The sequence below is a fragment of the Actinomadura hibisca NBRC 15177 genome, assembly GCF_001552635.1.
In the GTDB taxonomy this organism is placed as follows: domain Bacteria; phylum Actinomycetota; class Actinomycetes; order Streptosporangiales; family Streptosporangiaceae; genus Spirillospora; species Spirillospora hibisca.
Genome location: NZ_BCRO01000109.1, coordinates 1 through 17126, shown reverse-complemented (window position 1 = coordinate 17126; position 17126 = coordinate 1). Strand labels below are relative to the sequence as shown.

Annotated in this window: 15 protein-coding genes; 3 read left to right on the top strand and 12 right to left on the bottom strand. The window is 72.6% G+C overall.

Features of this window, described 5'->3' with window-relative positions; genetic code table 11:
* Window positions 1–40 precede the first annotated feature (40 nt).
* Window positions 41–709, bottom strand: a complete 669-nt coding sequence (locus tag AH6_RS37365; protein WP_067490058.1) for a DUF5701 family protein — start codon at window positions 707–709, stop codon at window positions 41–43.
* Window positions 710–855: 146 nt separating this feature from the next.
* Between AH6_RS37365 and AH6_RS37360 the strand changes: the two genes are divergently transcribed.
* Window positions 856–1713, top strand: coding sequence for a hypothetical protein (locus AH6_RS37360; RefSeq protein WP_067490055.1), 858 nt, complete (start codon window positions 856–858; stop codon window positions 1711–1713).
* Here AH6_RS37360 and AH6_RS37355 read toward each other — a convergent pair.
* The 3 genes from AH6_RS37355 to AH6_RS44925 form a co-directional block, all read right to left on the bottom strand.
* Window positions 1710–2090 carry a hypothetical protein gene (locus AH6_RS37355; RefSeq protein WP_067490052.1) on the bottom strand — a complete coding sequence of 127 codons (381 nt, stop codon included), beginning with the start codon at window positions 2088–2090 and terminating at the stop codon, window positions 1710–1712. The two genes, AH6_RS37360 and AH6_RS37355, sit on opposite strands and share 4 nt — an antisense overlap.
* A gap of 114 nt (window positions 2091–2204) precedes the next feature.
* Complete coding sequence (locus tag AH6_RS37350) at window positions 2205–2609, bottom strand: DUF4259 domain-containing protein (RefSeq protein WP_067490049.1); 405 nt, start codon at window positions 2607–2609, stop codon at window positions 2205–2207.
* Window positions 2610–2749: 140 nt separating this feature from the next.
* Window positions 2750–2896: a hypothetical protein gene (locus AH6_RS44925; RefSeq protein ID WP_169807966.1), complete on the bottom strand. Its 147-nt coding sequence runs from the start codon at window positions 2894–2896 to the stop codon at window positions 2750–2752.
* A 528-nt stretch (window positions 2897–3424) separates the two neighbouring features.
* Here AH6_RS44925 and AH6_RS37345 point away from each other — a divergent pair.
* Window positions 3425–4660 (top strand): cytochrome P450, encoded by a 1236-nt coding sequence (locus AH6_RS37345; protein WP_067490046.1) that lies wholly within the window; start codon window positions 3425–3427, stop codon window positions 4658–4660.
* 3 nt (window positions 4661–4663) lie between these two features.
* Here AH6_RS37345 and AH6_RS37340 read toward each other — a convergent pair whose 3' ends face one another.
* From AH6_RS37340 to AH6_RS37320, 5 genes are all read right to left on the bottom strand, one after another.
* Window positions 4664–6004 carry a cytochrome P450 gene (locus AH6_RS37340; RefSeq protein ID WP_067490119.1) on the bottom strand — a complete coding sequence of 447 codons (1341 nt, stop codon included), beginning with the start codon at window positions 6002–6004 and terminating at the stop codon, window positions 4664–4666.
* An 11-nt stretch (window positions 6005–6015) separates the two neighbouring features.
* On the bottom strand, window positions 6016–6645 hold the full coding sequence (locus tag AH6_RS37335; RefSeq protein WP_067490116.1) for a GTP-binding protein: 630 nt from the start codon (window positions 6643–6645) through the stop codon (window positions 6016–6018).
* 70 nt (window positions 6646–6715) lie between these two features.
* A complete protein-coding gene (locus AH6_RS37330) occupies window positions 6716–7081 on the bottom strand; it encodes a DUF742 domain-containing protein (protein WP_067490043.1) in 366 nt (121 codons plus the stop codon).
* The gene (locus AH6_RS37325; protein ID WP_067490113.1) at window positions 7078–7491 is read right to left on the bottom strand and encodes a roadblock/LC7 domain-containing protein; all 414 of its coding nucleotides are present in this window, start codon (window positions 7489–7491) and stop codon (window positions 7078–7080) included. Before AH6_RS37325 ends, AH6_RS37330 begins: the two co-directional genes overlap by 4 nt.
* A 208-nt stretch (window positions 7492–7699) precedes the next feature.
* Window positions 7700–9616, bottom strand: a complete 1917-nt coding sequence (locus tag AH6_RS37320) for a sensor histidine kinase (RefSeq protein ID WP_067490040.1) — start codon at window positions 9614–9616, stop codon at window positions 7700–7702.
* 353 nt (window positions 9617–9969) lie between these two features.
* Here AH6_RS37320 and AH6_RS37315 point away from each other — a divergent pair, with 353 nt between their 5' ends.
* Window positions 9970–11631, top strand: coding sequence for a catalase (locus tag AH6_RS37315; RefSeq protein ID WP_067490037.1), 1662 nt, complete (start codon window positions 9970–9972; stop codon window positions 11629–11631).
* Window positions 11632–11798: 167 nt separating this feature from the next.
* Here the strand turns inward: AH6_RS37315 and AH6_RS37310 are convergent, their stop codons facing one another.
* From AH6_RS37310 to AH6_RS37300, 3 genes are all read right to left on the bottom strand, one after another.
* Entirely contained in the window at window positions 11799–12386 is a 588-nt protein-coding gene (locus AH6_RS37310; RefSeq protein ID WP_067490034.1) for a sigma-70 family RNA polymerase sigma factor, read from the bottom strand.
* Window positions 12387–12537: 151 nt separating this feature from the next.
* Window positions 12538–15066 carry a phospholipase D-like domain-containing protein gene (locus tag AH6_RS37305; protein ID WP_067490031.1) on the bottom strand — a complete coding sequence of 843 codons (2529 nt, stop codon included), beginning with the start codon at window positions 15064–15066 and terminating at the stop codon, window positions 12538–12540.
* Entirely contained in the window at window positions 15063–16433 is a 1371-nt protein-coding gene (locus AH6_RS37300) for a hypothetical protein (protein ID WP_157431953.1), read from the bottom strand. The genes AH6_RS37305 and AH6_RS37300 overlap by 4 nt, the downstream gene beginning before the upstream one ends.
* Window positions 16434–17126: the final 693 nt, after the last annotated feature.

Sequence of the window (17126 nt, the reverse complement as noted above, 5' to 3'; positions counted from 1 at the left end):
GGAATGGCCCCCCTCGTGATCTTTTGTCAGTGCGAGCGCGTCAGCCCAGCGAGCCCGCCCGGTCGGCGGCGGAGGCCATGCCGAGCCAGGTGTGCGGGTTGCCCGCCCAGCACCAGCCGAGCTTGGGCGCGTTCTGGCTGATCCACAGGGCCGGGACGCGCCGGTCGCCGCAGCGCGAGCCGCCCAGCGAGAAGCACTTGTTCTTGGCCAGCGCCTCGGGGAACTGGTTGGCCAGCGCGAGGCCCTCCTCGATGGTGAGCAGGGTGCGGTCCCGCGTGGCGATCACCGCCATGGCGTCGTTCGGGATCGCGTTGCAGAACTCCTCGCCCCGCTCCACGTCGAACAGCAGGTAGGCGCGGGCGTCGGGCAGCTCGACCTCCTTGGTGGGGACGAACGTGGCGATGTCGCCCTCGGCGTAGTGGCGGTCGATCACGCCGGGCTTGGTGCGGCGGGCCAGCGTCGTGCGCGGGACCATCTCCTCGACGGGGGCCAGCTCGCGGGTGACGACCAGCATGAACGGCACCCGCCCCTCGGTGGGCGGGACCATGCCGGCGGCCCGCCCGGTCGCGGTGGCGCGGAGCGGGGCGAGCAGGGCGGCGAACCCCGCCTCGTCCAGGCCCGCGAGCGCGGGGTAGCCCCGGGCGACCAGGGTCTGGACCTGGCGGTCGAACTCGGCGCCCGCCTCGAACGGGATCTCATCGTGCGTCACGGGACGTGCCTTCCTGCGGGACCGACGGAGTAACTCTGTACAACATACGGAATATCGCCGAAAATTCCAGTGCCCGATAGCGGTCAATATCGGAGCAAATCGGCTGGAGGGTGGCAGGCTCGGAGTCCCGGTGAAGGGACGCCGCCATGGCCGATCCCCCCGCTCCCGCCGCCCGCCCGGCCCCGCGCCGCCTGCTGCGCGCCTCCGACGGTGACACCCCCGTCGTGGAGCAGCCCGTCCGGATGGTGTCGGTGGACACCCCCGAGAAGGCCGGCTACGCGGGCGCGCCGCCCACCGCCCAGACCACCCTCGACCGCTGCCGGGCCCGGCTCACCGACGGCACCTACGAGCCGCTCATCCCCGTCGAACTCCGCGAACACCTGCTGGAACGGCTCACACCCGACGCCGCGCGCCGCCACATCGCCGCAGGTGAGCGCGCCAGCGCGGAGTTCGACCTGCTGCTGGAACACCGCCTGGCCCGCCCCAACGGAGGCCGCCGCCGGGTCGCGGTGCTGCCCGCCGGGGAGATGATCGACCGCTACGGGCGGCTGCTGGCCTACATCGCGCCGTGGTTCGACGGCGGCCCCGCCGACCCGCTGCCGCCGCGCGACCACCCCGACCGCCGCACGTTCAACCTGGACATGGTGGCCTCGGGCTGGGGCGCGCTCTTCCTGGTGCACCCGTCGCTGCCCGGCCCGGCCGACCTGCGGCTGCTGCTGCGCGAGGCCGACGCGGCCTGGACGGAACGGCGCGGCATGTGGGCGGAGTTCGGCGCGGACCTGCTGCTGGCCTACGAGTACCGGGCCTGCGTGAAGCTGGGCGTGCGCGGGCTGGACGACCCCAAGGCGGCCGTGGCGGGCGCCTACCAGCGCATCTGCGTGGACCTGCGGGACCGCAGCGTGGTGGGCCCGTTCGGCTACCACCGCGTCCCGCCGCCCCACCGCCTGTGGATCTGGCCGGACCGCTTCGGGCAGGCCCGCGAGGAACTGGGCCTGCCGCGCTAGTTCAGCGTGAAGCCGCCGTGCACGTCGCGCATCTGCACGACCTTCCCGGCCGTGCCGGTGAAGTTGTTGGCCACGCCGTCATGCTGCGCCGACACCGACGACTCCGCCCGCTGCCACAGCGCCGTGACCTCGGACCCGAACGCGGGGTCGGCGTCCATCTCGCGGCGGATCACGCCCTCCAACGCGGCCAGCCGCTCCGCGGAGTCGGGCGCGTCGGCGGCGCGCTCCAGCGCGGCCTGCTCGTCGGGCCTGTCCTGGAACCGCCGGCGGAACCTGGCCACCAGCTCGGCGACGGCCGCGCGGGCGGGCTCGCCCGCCACCTCGACGGCCTTGCCCGCCGCGGCGCAGGCGATCGCGATGGTCATCGGGTCAGCCATGCGTGCGCTCCCGTGAGAACCGGAGGAAGGGACGGACCAAGTCCACCACGCCCACCACCCCGGCGACCAGGGATCGACGAGACGGATATCGCTCTCCGGACCCACGGCCCGCCCCTACGACGCGAGGACCTGCCGGTAGGGGGCGTGCGCGGCCTCCACCTCGGCCATGGCGTCGGCGTCCGCCCACAGCTCGAACCACTCGTTGTCGCCACCGGCGAAGGACCGGACGAAAGCGCTGGACGCCGGCTCGCGCAGCGGCCCGGCGTCGAAGGTGAGCTGTTCCAGGTAGTGCTTGCCGTTGACGTTGGTCATCACCGCCGGGTCGAGCCGCCCGGCGACCAGGCAGGCGGCGGCGAGGGCGGCGGAGACGTCGTCCAAGTCGAGGTAGTCCCGCGACTCGATCACCGAGACCATGGCCGCCCGCAGCTTCTCGGTGACGTCGCCGGGCTCGTCGGCCAGACCACCGACGAAGTCCAGCGCGCCGTCGTTGTCGAACGGTCCGTAATCCCAAGCGCCCATGCCGGTCTCCTCTGTCGGGTGTGATCGGCAAGCTAGCGGCACCCTCGGACAATCGGACCGGTGGTCAAGACCGGGAACGCGCGAAGCCCGCCGGTCCTCCCAGGGAGGTCCGGCGGGCGAAGGAGCGACCCACCCACGCCTCAGCGGGCGGAGTGCTCCTCCTCGGACGCGGCCGTGGCGGTGTCGGCGGCGGGCAGGCCCGCCTGCTCGGACTCCTGGTCCTCGGTGCCCTGCGTGGGCCAGGCCATCAGCCTGGTGCGGCGGGGATTGGCCAGAGGGGTGCTCATGGTGTCGCTGTCCTCCTGTCGGGCCGTCGCCGGGGTCGCCGGCCGGTGGGCCGGCGGCGGCGGCGAAGTGTGAGAGGGAGATCTTCCCGGATGACCCACCCTGTTCCGCAAAATGGTCTAGACCGGTCGCCGGATTCGCCCATCGCTCCGGGGGACGGCGAACGCGGCGGCGCTCGCGCGGGCGAAGTCAGGGTCGGCCCGCCGAGGCGGGACGGCGGGATGACCGCCGTTCTGACCTACTTGGACAGTTTAGTCGGGGTGGGCGAATGGTTCCCGTGGGGCTCCCGGCACCCGTGCGATGCCGTGGGGAACTCTTTGCCGGAAGGGCGTCCGGGAGGGTGGTGGTGCGGAGGGAGAGCAGAACCGCTCTTGGGCAAGTCCGGCCTCAATGAGCAGTAAGTAATTGCTGCCTTCAAGGCCAGAGATACGTCTTATTCGACGCCAAAACCGTACGTACTGGACTGGTAGCGGAGTGCTCTCTACGCTCGGTTGAGCCAGTGCGCCGATCGTGCAACGGGAGGGAACGTCATGTCCACGCCCCGAGAGTTGCCGGACATCCTGTCGAAGGACTTCGCCGCCGACCCCTACTCCGCCTACCGCGTCCTGCGCGAGCGGGCCCCGCTCATGTGGCACGAGCCCATGAACTCCTACATCGTCTCGCGCCACGAGGACGTCTCGCGCGTGTTCCGCGACCCGGTCTTCACCACCGCCAACTACGACTGGCAGCTGGAGCCGGTGCACGGCCGCACCATCCTCCAGCTCAGCGGCCGCGAGCACGCGGTGCGCCGCGCGCTGGTCGCCCCCGCCTTCCGCGGCGCCGAGCTCCAGGCGACCTTCCTGCCGGTCATCGAGGACAACTCCCGGCGGCTCATCGACCGGTTCCGCGACACCGGCTCCGTCGAGCTGGTCGGCGACTACAGCACGCACTTCCCGATCAACGTGATCGTGGACATGCTCGGCCTCGACCAGGGCGACCACGCCCGCTTCCAGCGCTGGTACACCTCGATCATCGCCTTCCTCGGCAACCTCTCCCAGGACCCGCAGGTCGCCGAGGCGGGGATGCGCACCCGCGCCGAGTTCGCCGAGTACATGCTGCCGATCATCCGCGAGCGCCGCGAGCACCTGGGCGACGACCTGCTGTCCACGTTGTGCCGCGCCGAGATCGACGGCACCTCGATGAGCGACGAGGACATCAAGGCGTTCTGCAGCCTGCTGCTGGCCGCCGGGGGCGAGACCACCGACAAGGCGATCTCGGCGCTGTTCGCCAACCTGCTCCAACACCCCGAGCAGCTCGCCGCCGTGCGCGCCGACCGCTCGCTGATCCCGGCCGCGTTCGCCGAGACGCTGCGCCACACCCCGCCCGTCCACATGATCATGCGGCAGCCCGCCGAGGACGTCGAGCTGGGCGGCGGCGTCGTCCCCGCGGGCAGCACCGTCACCGCGCTGATCGGGGCCGCCAACCGCGACCCCGAGCGTTACACCGACCCCGACCGTTTCGACGTGCTGCGCGCCGACCTCAAGACCACCACCGCGTTCTCGGCCGCCGCCGACCACCTGGCGTTCGCGCTGGGACGGCACTTCTGCGTGGGCGCGTTGCTGGCCAAGACCGAGGTCGAGGTCGGCGCGAACCAGCTGCTGGACGCCATGCCCGGCCTGCGGCTGGCCGACGGCTTCACGCCCGTCGAGCAGGGCGTGTTCACCCGTGGCCCGGCCGAACTGCCGCTGGTGTTCACCCCACGTCGCACCATGTCGGGGGCCGCCTGACGGTCAGGGCTCCTCGTCGGTCGGCGCGGGCGCGTCGGCCAGGTCGAGCGTCGGGCTGAACACCACCGGCAGCGTGAACAGTCCCCGCATCCACACCGACGGGCGCCACTCCAGGTCGTCCACCGGCACCGCGAGCCGGACGTCCGGCAGCCGGTCCAGCAGCGCCTCCACCGCCGTGCGGGCCAGCAGCTCGGCCAGCTCCGGCGCGGGGAACGGGCAACCGTGCTCGCCCTTGCCGAACGACATGTGCGCGCGGTTGGCGGCGGCGTCGCTGTAGGACTCCGGCTGCGCCTGCGGGTCGGCGTTGGCCGCCGCCAGCCCCAGCACCAGCAGGTCGCCGCGCCGGACCCGCTGGTCGCCGAGGCGGCAGTCGTGCACCGCCCACCGGCCGATGAAGTTCTGCGTCGGGGTGTCCTCCCACAACACCTCGCTCAGCGCCTCGCCGACGCTGCGCCGGTTGCCCTGGAAGGTCACCGAGAACGAGTCGTCGGACAACATCAGCCGCAGCGCGTTGCCGATCCAGTTGCCGGTGGGCTGCTGCGCGGCGGCCATCACCACCAGCAGGTCGATGACGACCTCGTCGTCGCTGAGCCCGGCCGGGTGGTGGATCAGCCGGGACGGCACGTCCGAGCGCGGCAGGTGCTTGCGGTCCTGCACCAGCCGCTGCATCCGCGCGTGGATGCGCTGGTGCGCGGCGATGGCCTTGTCACCCACGTCCAGCGACTCGGCCACGTCCTGCACCAGCACCGGGATGTCGGCGCCCGGCAGCCCGAACAGCCGCGCCACCACCAGCAGCGGGATGCGGTGCGAGTACTGGGCGACCAGGTCGGCCTCGCCCGCCCCGGCGAACTCGTCGATCAGCTTGTCGGCCTCGGCGCGGCACACGGTGACCAGCTCGGCGCGGCTCACCTCGTCCAGCGCGTCGCCGATCGCGCCCGCGCGCCGCTGGTGCTCGGGGCCCTCGGCGAACATCACCGACGGCGTCCAGCCCACGTACGGCATCAGCGGCCAGTCGCCGGGGATCAGGTCCCAGGCGTTCCAGCGGCGGCAGTCGCGCGCGAACAGCCGGGGGTTGCTGGTCACGTGGTTGACCTCGCGGTAGCCCAGCACGAACCAGGCGGGCACGTCGCCGTCCAGCAGGATCGGCACGACCGGGCCGTAGCGCTCGCGCAGCGTGCGGTACAGCTCGGCGGGGTCGTCGGCGACGTGCGGCCCGTACAGCCGCACCGGCTGCGGGTGGCCGGGATGGCCGCGGCCGGGCGGCGGGCCGTCGCCGGGCGGCGCGGGGGCGGGGACGGGCTGCGTCGCGGACTGGGCCGCGGACGGGGCTACGGGCTGGGTCACGGTCGGTTCGGTCACGTCACGGGCTCCCGGGCGGCGGCGGAGGCGGGCAGGTCGTGCAGGGCGGTCAGATGCCGCACGAGGGTGATCAGCGCGGTCTTGGTGGAGGCGCGGCGGCGCGCGTCGCACTCGATCAGCGACACCCCGGGGTCGAGGTCGAGCGCGTCCCGGACGCGCTCCAGCGGCGGGCCGGGCGCGTCGTCGAACCGGTTGACCGCCACGACGAACGGCAGCGGGTGCGCCTCCAGCCGGTCGATGGCGTACCAGGAGTCGGCGATGCGGCGGGTGTCGACCAGCACGACCGCGCCGAGCGCCCCGGCGAACAGCTGCTCCCACAGGAACCAGAACCGCTGCTGGCCCGGCGCGCCGAACAGGTACAACACCTGGAGGTCGTTCAGCGTGATGCGGCCGAAGTCGAACGCCACGGTGGTGGTGTTCTTGTCCCGGACGCGGGAGGGGTCGTCGATGCCGATCCCGGCCCGCGTCATGACCTCCTCGGTGCTGAGCGGCCGGATCTCGCTGACCGCGCCCACCATGGTGGTCTTGCCCGCGCCGAATCCGCCCACGATCACGATCTTGAGACCGTCGCGGGCGGTGGCGCGCAGCGGCGGATCGCCGCCGGCGGGGGACGCGGCGGCGGGCACGATGCCGGGCACCGTGCCGGGGGCGGCCTCGGCGCGGACACCGGGCACCGTTCCGGGCCCGGTGGGCTGGTCAGAGGTTCTGGAGTCCAACGAGCACCTGCTTCAGGGTTGCCAGGTCGGGGAGTTCGGCGCGGGCGGGGGCCGAGGCGGGCGGCCGGGCGGTGATCCGGCCGAGCGCCAGCAGGTCGCGCAGCAGCACCCGCACCACGCTGACCGGCATCCGCAGCCGGGCCGACAGCTCGACCACCGCCATCGGGTGGTAGCGGCACGAGCGCAGGATCTCGGCGTGCTCGGACTGCATGCCGCCGGCCGGCTCGCCCTCGGCCAGCACCAGCGTCACCAGGTCCAGCTCGACGGGGACCGCCGCGCCGCGCCCGCCGGTGACGATGTACAGCCGGTCGGGCTCCTCGCCCTCCAGCGACGGCGGGTCGCTCATCGTTCCCCGGCCCCGGCGGGCCGGCGCGGCGGCGCGGTCAGGAAGCCCCCGACCTGCTCCACCAGCTCGTTCATATAGTGCGCGATCATGCCGACGTCGCAGTCCTCGGCGCCGACGACCGCCAGGTGCGCGCCCTCCCCGGCCGGGACGATCAGCAGCACGCCGCCGCGGAACTCCACCATCGACTGGCCCGCGCCGATGCCGGTGCCGAACTCGCCGGAGGCGCTGAGCGACAGGCTCTGGATGCCGGAGGCGACGGCGGCGAGCTGGTCGGCGCGGTCGTTGTCCAGGCCGGTGCTGTGGCAGATCTTCAGCCCGTCCTTGGACAGCGCCAGCACGTGCCGGGTGCCGATCGCCCGGTCCTTGAGTTTGTCCAGCATCCAGGCCATGTCGCGGTCGTCGGTGCTCATGGTGCTCACGGGGCGGTGGCCCCGGCCTCCTCTCTACGGCCCGGGAGGATGGTCCCGGGAGGGGTGGGGCGGCGGTGCACGAAGGGGTGCTGCGCGAAGGGGCGCTGCACGGATGGGCGGCGCGCGGATGGGCGGCGCGCGGGCGGATGCTGTGCGGAGGGGCGCGGTGTGGAGGGGCGCTGTGCGAGTGGGCGCTGTGCGGGCGGGGTCACGGGGCCTCCGGGGACTCGGTCCGCTGGCCGGTCTCGGGAGTCCATCGCCCGGCGTTCTGCGGCCCGGTGCTCAGCGAATCCGTGTTCTGCGGGCCCGTGTTCTGCGGCCCGGTGCTCAGCGGATTCGTGCCCTGCGGCCCCGTGCTCAACGGTCCCGCGCCTCGCGGGTCGGTGCTCTGCGGGTCGGGCTGCTCGGTCGAGTGCCGTCCGGCGGCGGTGCCCTTGCGGCCGCGTCCGGCGGCGTGGAAGGCGCCCATGCGGGCGGCGGCCTCGTGGCGGTCGCGGACGGGCGCGGCGATCGGGTCGTCCTGGTGGTAGGGCGAGTTCGCGAGGGTCTCGCCCTTGCGGCGTTGCGGCAGGTCGGCGAAGTCGTCGTCGCCTCCGGCTGGGCCCGAGCCCGGGGCCGGGGCCTGCGGCACGGGGGGCGCCTGCCGGGCGAGCTGATGGGCGGGTTGACGCGCGGGCTGGTGCGCGGGCGGGACCGGCCGGGGCGGCGCGGGGAGCGGCGGCCGGACGAGGGCGTCGGCGGGCGAGGGCGGCTCGTCGTTGTAGTAGTCGGCGAACGGGTCGCGCAGCGGCCGGGTGATGATGTGCCGGGGGATCATCATGACCACCCCGATGCCACCGCGCGAGGACGGCCGGAAGTTCACCCGCAGCCGGTGCTTGTGCGCCAGCCGCCCGACCACCGCGAGCCCCAGCCGGGTGCCGGGCAGCGAGGTCATGTCGGTGGGGTTGGCGATCAGCCGCTCGGCGCGCTCGCGCTCGCGGCGGCGCATCCCGAGCCCGCTGTCCTCGACGGTGACGACCACGCCCGCGTCCTCCTCCTCGACGTAGACGTGCACGTCGTTGTCGCGGGTGGAGAAGATCGTGGCGTTGTCCATCAGCTCGGCGAGCGCGTGCATGACGCCCTCGGCGGCGTGCCCGGCGACCGCCGACCGGTTGGTGGAGTGCAGCTTGACCCGGCGGTAGTCGGCGATGCGGCCCATCGCGCCGCGCAGGATGGACTCCATGATGATCGGCTTGGTCCAGCGGCGGCCGGTGCGTCCGCCGCTGAGCAGCGCGATGCTGTCGGCCAGCCGGCCCATCTGGGAGACGCGGTGGTCGATGTCGAGCAGGTCGTCGAAGACCTCCTGCTCGTCGTAGCGGTGCTGGAGCGCGCGCAGCAGCGCCAGCATCGAGGTGGCCTGCGCCTGGAGGCGGGCGGCGGCGCCGGAGCAGGCCATCAGCACGCAGGCGGTCAGCTCCTGGGTGCGCGCCAGCTCATGCGCGAAGGCGTGCTGGAAGCGGGCGACGTGCTCGGTGCCGGGGACCTCCAGGTCCGACAGCAGGGTGTTGGCCGAGGCGTTCTGCTCGCGGACCTGCTTGACCATGCGCGGGACGACGACCCTGATCAGGTGGTCGGCCTCGTCCTCGGCGGCGGCGTTCGCGGCGCGCGCGGCGGTCAGCGAACGTTCGGCGTCGGCCAGCTCGCGGGCCACCAGCCGGAGCAGGTGGACGAGCGCGGGCGCGGTGGGGCGGGGGGCCTCGGCGACCGCGGTGTCGGCGGGCGCGCCCTCGCGGACGCGGGCGATGACGACGGGCAGCGAGCGCTCGCACAGCTGCTGGATCTGCTGCTCCAGGTGCGCCGTGCCGCCCTCCAGCAGGCCGAGCCCGGCGCGGGCGCGGCGTGCGGCGGTGGCGTGGTAGGCCGCGACCGCGACCGCCAGGGCCAAGGCCAGCGCGGCGCCGCCGCCGCCGATCGCCACCAGCCGCTTGGCCGCGGGCTCGACGGCCACCACCGCCCACAACCAGCCGCCGCCGATGACGACCACCGCGATCAGCCAGGTGAGCAGGGCCCGCTCCATCGGGGCGCGGTCCACGCGGTGGCCGGCGGGGTGACCGGGGGAGCGGCCGGGGGAAGCGTGCGCGGTCATTGATCACGTCCTCGGGGGTGGACGGGGCGCGGGCGGGACCGGACGGGGCGGCGGGGGCCGTGGCGGTGACGCTCCGCGTGGTGGTCGGACACGCTACGTAGGATGCATCACACCGAACGTGTTCGGGTGGAAATTGCCGTAAAACCCGGCGGTCCCGGTGACGATCTTTTCTGCCGACCTTTTTCGATCATGAAAAGGCACTGGCGATAAGCCCTTTTCGCAGCTTTTGTCGGATCGAGAAACCGGCCGTTCCGATCTTTTTGCCCGCACCCGGCGGGTAGTGGGCCGGACTCCGGGTAGGCCAGACGATCCCGCATGTTCGCACGGCGGGTACCGAGAGGAGATCCCCTGCCATGACCGACGTCTCAGGCCAGGGACCGCAGCCCGGCGACCGGCGCGAGGTGCTCACCAACCGGCAGGGGCACCCCGTCTACGACAACCAGAACCAGCGCACGGTCGGCCCGCGCGGCCCGGCCACGCTGGAGAACTACCAGTTCCTGGAGAAGATCAGCCACTTCGACCGCGAGCGCATCCCCGAGCGGGTCGTGCACGCCCGCGGGGCCACCGCCTACGGCTACTTCGAGGCGTACGGAAAGTGGGGCGACGAGCCGATCGCGGACTACACCCGCGCCAAGATCTTCGCGGAGCGGGGCAAGCGCACGCCGCTGGCGATCCGCTTCTCGACCGTCATCGGCGGCCGCGACTCCTCGGAGGCGGCCCGCGACCCGCGCGGCTTCGCGATCAAGTTCTACACCGAGGACGGCAACTGGGACCTGGTGGGCAACAACCTCGCGGTCTTCTTCATCCGCGACGCCATCAAGTTCCCCGACGTCATCCACGCGCTCAAGCCCGACCCGGTGACCTTCCGGCAGGAGCCCAACCGGATCTTCGACTTCATGTCGCAGACGCCGGAGTCCATGCACATGCTGGTCAACCTGTTCAGCCCGCGCGGCATCCCCGCCGACTACCGGCACCAGCAGGGCTTCGGGGTCAACACCTACAAGTGGGTCAACGAGCAGGGCGGGACCGTGCTCGTGAAGTACCACTGGATGCCCAAGCAGGGCGTGCGCAGCATGACCGAGGCCGACGCCGCCGCCGTCCAGGCGGGCGACCTGGGCCACGCCACCCGCGACCTGCGCGAGGCCATCGACCGCGGCGACCACCCCGAGTGGGAGCTGCTGGTGCAGGTCATGAGTGACGAGGAGCACCCGGAGCTCGACTTCGATCCCCTCGACGACACCAAGGTGTGGCCGGAGAACGAGTTCCCGGCGCGTCCGGTCGGCCGGATGGTGCTCGACCGCAACGTGGCGAACAACTTCGCGGAGAACGAGCAGATCTCGTTCGGCACCGGCGTCCTGGTGGACGGCCTGGACTTCTCCGACGACAAGATGCTGGTGGGCCGGACGTTCTCCTACAGCGACACCCAGCGCCACCGCGTCGGCCCGAACTACCTCCAGCTCCCGGTCAACCAGGCCAAGAACGCCCAGGTGCGCACCAACCAGCGCGACGGGCAGATGACCTACCACGTGGACGGCGGCGGCGAGAACCCGCACGTCAACTACGAGCCGTCCATCACCGGCGGGCTGCGCGAGGCGCAGTACCCGACCCACGACGAGCAGGGCCCGACGATCGAGGGCCGGCTGACCCGCAAGCGCATCCCGCGCACCAACGACTACGTCCAGGCGGGCCAGCGCTACCTGCTGATGGAGGACTGGGAGCGCGACGACCTGGTGCACAACTTCGTGACGCTGCTGTCGCAGTGCGAGCGGCCGATCCAGGAGCGGATGGTGTGGCACTTCCTCCTGGTGGAGGACGACCTCGGGCTGCGCGTGGGCGAGGGCCTGGGCATCGCGCCCGACGACGTGAAGAACCTGAAGCCGCTGGCCAGCCAGGACCTGACCGACGAGGACCGGCAGCGGCTGGCGAACCTGGGCAAGAACGGGCCGCGGAACGTCGAGGGCTTGCAGATGACGCACTGCGTTCCGAACGAGCGGGCGGTTCACCGCAGTGTTTGATTGAAGTCCCGGCCCAGGGGGCTCGCCTAGCGGCTCGCCCCCTGACCGTGCCTTTGCGAGTGCCAATCGCTTCGCGATCTGGCCGGTGAAGCCCGCCTTCGGCTTTGCTTCACCGGCCAGGTCGGGCACTCGCGCGATAGCTAGGTCGTTGCAATGAAGGCCCAGGATCAGGCGGCCTGGACCAGCCCTCGTTCACGCGCGTAGTCCTCCAGCATCGCCCGCAGCCGCCGCCGTCCCCGGTGCAGGCGCGACATCACCGTGCCCAGCGGAACGCCCATCAGCTCGGCCGCCTCGCGGTACGGGTACCCCTCGACGTCCACCAGGTAGACGGCGGTCCGGTACTCGTCGGCCAGCCGCGCCAGCGCCTGCTTGACCTCGTTGTCCGGCAGCCGCTCCAGCGCCAGCACCTCCGCCGACGGCAGTCCGGCCGAGGTGTGCCCGGCCGCCTCGGAGAGCTGCCAGTCCTCCACCGTCTCGGTGCTCGACCGGGCGGGCTGCCGCCTCTTCTTGCGGTAGGCGCTGATGAAGGTGTTGGTGAGGATGCGGTACAACCACGCCTTGACGTTGGTGCCCTCCTCGAAGCGGTGGAAGGACGCGAACGCCTTGGCGTAGGTGTCCTGCACCAGGTCCTCGGCGTCGGCGGGGTTGTGGGTCATCCGCAGGCCCGCCGCGTACATCTGGTCGAGATAGGGCACCGCCTCGCGCTCGAAGCGGACCTTGTAACGTTCGATCCCCGGTTCCGTCGGCGCCGTCATGCCGCACCCCGCCCCGGAACGGCCCCCTCCAACTGCACCCTGAGCGTGCGAAGCATCCGTGTTCCCCTCCCATGTACTCCGAGAGGGCGTCTGCCCGGCAGGGCCGCGTTTTAACGTCCGCGGGCCGGGTTCGTGACGAAAGGGATCTTTCTCAGCGGACGGCCGAGGTCAGCCTGCCGAGGATCTCCAGGTGGTCGGTGCCCGCGTCGGTCAGCAGCCGCCGCGCGGCCTCCGGCGGGACCTGCCCGATGCGGACCGGGTTGCCGACCATGTCGATCCGGGTGATGCCCTCGCCGGAGCCCAGCCGCGCCTGCGGGGTGGCCAGGCCGCTGAGCCGGTAGAGCCGCCAGGCGTTGCCCGCCGGGAAGCTCGCCAGCACCAGGTCGGGCCGCCGCCACGCCACGAAGGCCCACCGGTTGCCCGACACCGCGTGCACCAGCGCGATGTCGCGGTGCTCGCCGAGCAGCGTCGCCACCCGCGCGGCGACCGGGACGGGGTTGGTGAACGAGCCGTCCACGCGGAACAGGCCGTCCTCCTCGCTGAGGTCCCAGCCGGTCTCGGCGAGGTCGGCGGCGATGTGCACGACCGGGTCGTCGTCGGCGGCGAGCTGCACCAGGCCCTCCAGTTGCGTACGGCTCAGCACGCGGGCGTGCGGGAAGAGCGGTGGGATGAGCAGGTCTCCGGCCAGGTCGGGCCGGGCGTCGGTGATGGTGGCGCGGACCTCGGCCCACACCTCGGCCTCGGGGGTGCCGCCCGCGAGCGACGCGCCGTCGTGCAGGAGGCCCATGCAGACGGCGGTGAGGACGGCGATGTGCTCCAGCGACTCCGGCGGGGCGTCGTCCTCGGGACGGGCCGGGAGGTGGCGGGTGAGCGCGGCCAGGTCGGGGCGCCAGGACGGGTCGTCCATGGTCCACACGCCGTGCCCGAGGAGCTGCACGAACAGGCGGGCGATGAGGACGCGCGTCATCAGCGGGGCGCCGCCCTCCACGGCGGCGACGGCGCGGGAGGCCCAGCGCTGCCAGCTGGCGCGCTCGTCGGGCGTGGGCGGGGTGCGGGGCGTCTCGTCCTCGGGCGTGGGCTCGTCGGCGTCCGCGTCGAGCGTGATGCTGGTCGTCAGGTTCCAGCCGGGGGCGGTGGGGGAGGCGGCGACCGGCCGGTTGAAGAGCTTGCTGGTCAGGGGACGACCGAAGGTGCGCTCGCAGTCGTCGAGCCAGGCCGTCCAGCGGTCCTGCACGGTGTTGCCGGTGGAGGCGTGCGGGGTCGTCGTGGCGGGAGTGACGGAGGTGAGGCCGTCCATCAGGCGGAGCAGGTCGAGGCGGAAGCGCCGGGCCAGCTCGGGATCGGTGAAGATCTCCTCTTCGCTGTAGGGGTGGCGCAGCCGGGGGCGGTGGTCGTCCTCGCGCCGCCGCGCGCACCGGGCGGGCTGGGCGGCGAAGACGGGCGGCGAGAGCAGCGGCCCGGCGACGGCGCGGACGACGGTGCCGCCGATCTCGGGGACGGCGAAGAGCCCGCCGGTCGCGCCTGCCGGGATCACTCCGGCCCGCTGCCAGGAGCCCGGGGAACCGTCGAGGGAGGTCTCCACGGTGATCTCGACGTCGTAGGCGCGCGCGAGCGTCACCTGCACGCCCTGCGCGGTGACCAGGGCTCCGAGCAGCGTCAGACCGGGGCGTGGCTCGGTGGCGCGGACCGTGCGGCGGCCTTCCAGGCGGGGCGCGGGGCAGGGCTCGCCGGGCGGCATCAGGGTTTGTGCGGACGGGGCCAGGATCGCCAGCTCGCAGTTGCCGCCCGCACCGGTGGCGCGGAGGAGGGCGCTGGCGGTGAGGTTGGCGCTGCCGGTGAGCGTCCAGCGGTGTCCGGCGGCCGTCCACTCCAGCAGCTTGCCGTGCCGGGGGAAACGCTCGGGCAGGAGGCGGATCTCGGCCTTGCGACCGCTGTCGGCGGCGGCGCGCAGCAGGACGTCGCCGTCGTAGCTGGTCTGGTGCTCCTGGAGGCCGATGGTCAGGCGTTCGGGGGCGAAGCGGTCGATGATCTGGGCGAGGGCGTTGCCGGAGGGGTCGAGGAACGGCGCATACAGGGAGAGTTCCTCGACGGGGCCGGAGGGCAGTTGTTCCAGCAGGCCGGTGTCGAGGTTGTGGATTACCTGTACGTCTTCCGATGCTGGGCCGCCGAAGGGCTCCAGCGTTGCGGCGATCTCTTGGAGGATCGTGTCCACGTACTCGGGGACGGCGACGCCGATGGGGAGCAGCTGGAGCCATTCGGCGAGCTGCCCGAGGGCTGCGGGGCCGGAGTCGCGGCGGCCGCGTAGCACGGTCCACAACTCGTCGTTGTAGCCCCATCCGGCCATGGTGGGGTTGCCGGAGCCGATGGCGGCGACGGCGTCGTCCGCGCCGATCAGCAGGGCCAGCTTGGGGTGGAACGCACCGTCGCAGGAGGCCAGGGCGTGGAAGTAGGAACGGCCCGCGAGCCGTACGTCGACCGGGTCGTAGCGGCCTTGCGCGGCGTCGCCGACGACGGTGACGCGGGCGCCCATGGCGCGGGCCATCGGGATGGCGACCTTCTCCAGGAAGGGGAGGTCGACGGTGAAGCCGAGGAGCAGGAGCTCGTGGAGGTCGGCGCCGTCCTCGCGGTCGCGCCACTGGTTGAGGAGGGCGAGGGGCGAGGTGAACGGTTCGGCGGTCATGCGCCCACCTCCAGGAGCCGTGCGCCCAGGGGGCTCACCTTCGTGGCGCCGTCGTCTCCGGCGAGGTCGATCAGGCCGAGCTGGAAGGCGAACTCGGCCAGGCGGTCGAGCCGTAGGCCGAGGTCGCCCGCGCCTTCGTCGCCGGTCTTGTAGTAGCGGCCGTTGCGCTCGTGGACGCGGGAGAAGACCTTGAGGCGGCCGGTGCCGTCCGGGGTCATCTTGTCGAGGGCGACGCGGCGGGACTGGGCGAGCATGTCGTCCACGAGGCCGGCGGCGAGGTCGCGCATCGTGCGGCCGGAGAGGTCCTGGGTGCGCAGCCGGACCCATTCGGGATTGAGGGCGCTGCGTGGGCCGAGGAACGCGGTCTTGGTGTCTCCGTCCAGCTCACCGCTGCGCCGCCCGCCGAGCAGGAGGAGGTGGACGTTGGTCAGGGGGTCGTGGGGGTCGCCCATGGCGAGGGCGGCGCGTTCGATGGGGGCGGGATGGCCGCCGGCCATGGTGTCGGGCAGCTCGTTCATGAAGGCGCGCACGGTCTGGTCGGGCATCTGGCCGGCGAGCCAGTCGCGGAGTTCCTGCGGGCCGCTGTCGTCGATGGCGGAGACGAGCGTGGCCCAGAGCCGTCGCCAGGCGCCGACGGAGTAGTGCCGCAGCAGGACGCCGCGCCAGTCCATGACCTCGGGGATGGCGGCGAGGACGGGGTCGGTGGCGGCGCGGTTCCCGAAGGCGACGACGGAGCGGACGGCGTCCTCGTCGCTGTGCCCGTCCAGGACGGTGGCACGCCCGACGATGCGCAGCGCGCCGCGCCGCCGCCGGTCGTCGGTCTCCCAGGCGTCGGGGTCGTGGGAGCCGTTGCGGGTGGCGGTGAAGAGGTCACGGAGCCAGGGGCCTTCGGGCTGCTCCTGGGCGGTGAGGGTGAGGGGTTCCAGGGCTTCGATCTGGTCCCAGGTGAGGCGGTCGTGGGAGGCGGCCTCGATGAGGGGCGCGAAGAGGTCGCGTACGGGCGCGGGGCAGGAGTGGCGTCCGGGGCGGAGTGCGCGCTCCTCGACGGCGACGGTCCCGAGGAGGGTGCCGGGCCCGCCGTACTGCTCCCAGAAGCCCCAGGCGCGAGGCGAGTAGTCCTCGGCTGCGGCGGCGACGTCGAGGTGGTCGCCGAGGTGGGGACGGACGCGGTCGATGCCGTGGGCGAGGCTGGGGTCGTCGAGGAGGAGGGAGGCTCCGGCCATGATGACTTCGCAGCGGCGGACGAGGGCGCGGCAGGCGGCGGCGTCCAGCTCGTGCCGTCCGGCGTGCGCGGCGAGGGCGGCGTACATGGCGTAGTAGCGGACGAAGCGCGTGACGGTGGAGACACCGGGGACGAGCCGGTCCACCGCTTGCAGGACGGGACCTTCGACCGCGAGGGGATAACGCCCGGAACGCTGGTCCAACCCCCGCGCCGACCAACCGGGCCCTTCGATGACCGCCGTCAAGCTCCACCCTCATTCCGCCGTTCCCCGAAGAACGTACCGCCAGGGTCTGGACGTGGGAAGACGCGCTGATAACGATCAAGAAGCGGTGACTTTGGGTGGGGGAGTGGTGGGCGGGTGGTTAGCGGCGGGGGGCGGCTGGTTGGCGGCTGGGAGGTTGGATTGCAGTCTGTGTTTGGGGGACTGCCTTGGTTCTCGGGTCGCTTTGTTGATATCGCCGGGATGGGGCGTCGCACCTGTCGCGTCCCTACTGTGTCTCCTCCGGCACTCCCTTCTACCGGTGCCGCCGGGCCCTCCAGGGCCCGGCGGCACCGCTGCCTGAACCTCAACTTGCGCGTTCTGCGCCTGAGCATCAGCCTTGGCTCTGCTGCTCTGCTGCTCTGCTGCTCTGCTGCTCTGCTGCTCTGCTTCAAGGCTGCGCTGCGCGCTAAGGCACGCTCCGCGCCAAGCCCGCGCTCCGCGCCCAAGGGCACGCTCCGCGCAACTACCTCAGCCCGCGCTCCGCGCGTGACCAAGGACCTCAGCCCCGCGCCCCGCACATGACCAACGACCTCAGCCCCGTGCCCGAACCCATCACAGCGACCCCGGCCACAGGGG

Coding starts and splice junctions, on each gene's coding strand:
- AH6_RS37315 (WP_067490037.1), top strand. CDS start 9,970: ATGACCGACGTCTCAGGCCAGGGACCGCAGCCCGGCGACCGGCGCGAG.
- AH6_RS37355 (WP_067490052.1), bottom strand. CDS start 2,090: ATGGCTGACCCGATGACCATCGCGATCGCCTGCGCCGCGGCGGGCAAG.
- AH6_RS37350 (WP_067490049.1), bottom strand. CDS start 2,609: ATGGGCGCTTGGGATTACGGACCGTTCGACAACGACGGCGCGCTGGAC.
- AH6_RS37310 (WP_067490034.1), bottom strand. CDS start 12,386: ATGACGGCGCCGACGGAACCGGGGATCGAACGTTACAAGGTCCGCTTC.
- AH6_RS37325 (WP_067490113.1), bottom strand. CDS start 7,491: ATGAGCACCGACGACCGCGACATGGCCTGGATGCTGGACAAACTCAAG.
- AH6_RS44925 (WP_169807966.1), bottom strand. CDS start 2,896: ATGAGCACCCCTCTGGCCAATCCCCGCCGCACCAGGCTGATGGCCTGG.
- AH6_RS37305 (WP_067490031.1), bottom strand. CDS start 15,066: ATGACCGCCGAACCGTTCACCTCGCCCCTCGCCCTCCTCAACCAGTGG.
- AH6_RS37345 (WP_067490046.1), top strand. CDS start 3,425: ATGTCCACGCCCCGAGAGTTGCCGGACATCCTGTCGAAGGACTTCGCC.
- AH6_RS37320 (WP_067490040.1), bottom strand. CDS start 9,616: ATGACCGCGCACGCTTCCCCCGGCCGCTCCCCCGGTCACCCCGCCGGC.
- AH6_RS37330 (WP_067490043.1), bottom strand. CDS start 7,081: ATGAGCGACCCGCCGTCGCTGGAGGGCGAGGAGCCCGACCGGCTGTAC.
- AH6_RS37360 (WP_067490055.1), top strand. CDS start 856: ATGGCCGATCCCCCCGCTCCCGCCGCCCGCCCGGCCCCGCGCCGCCTG.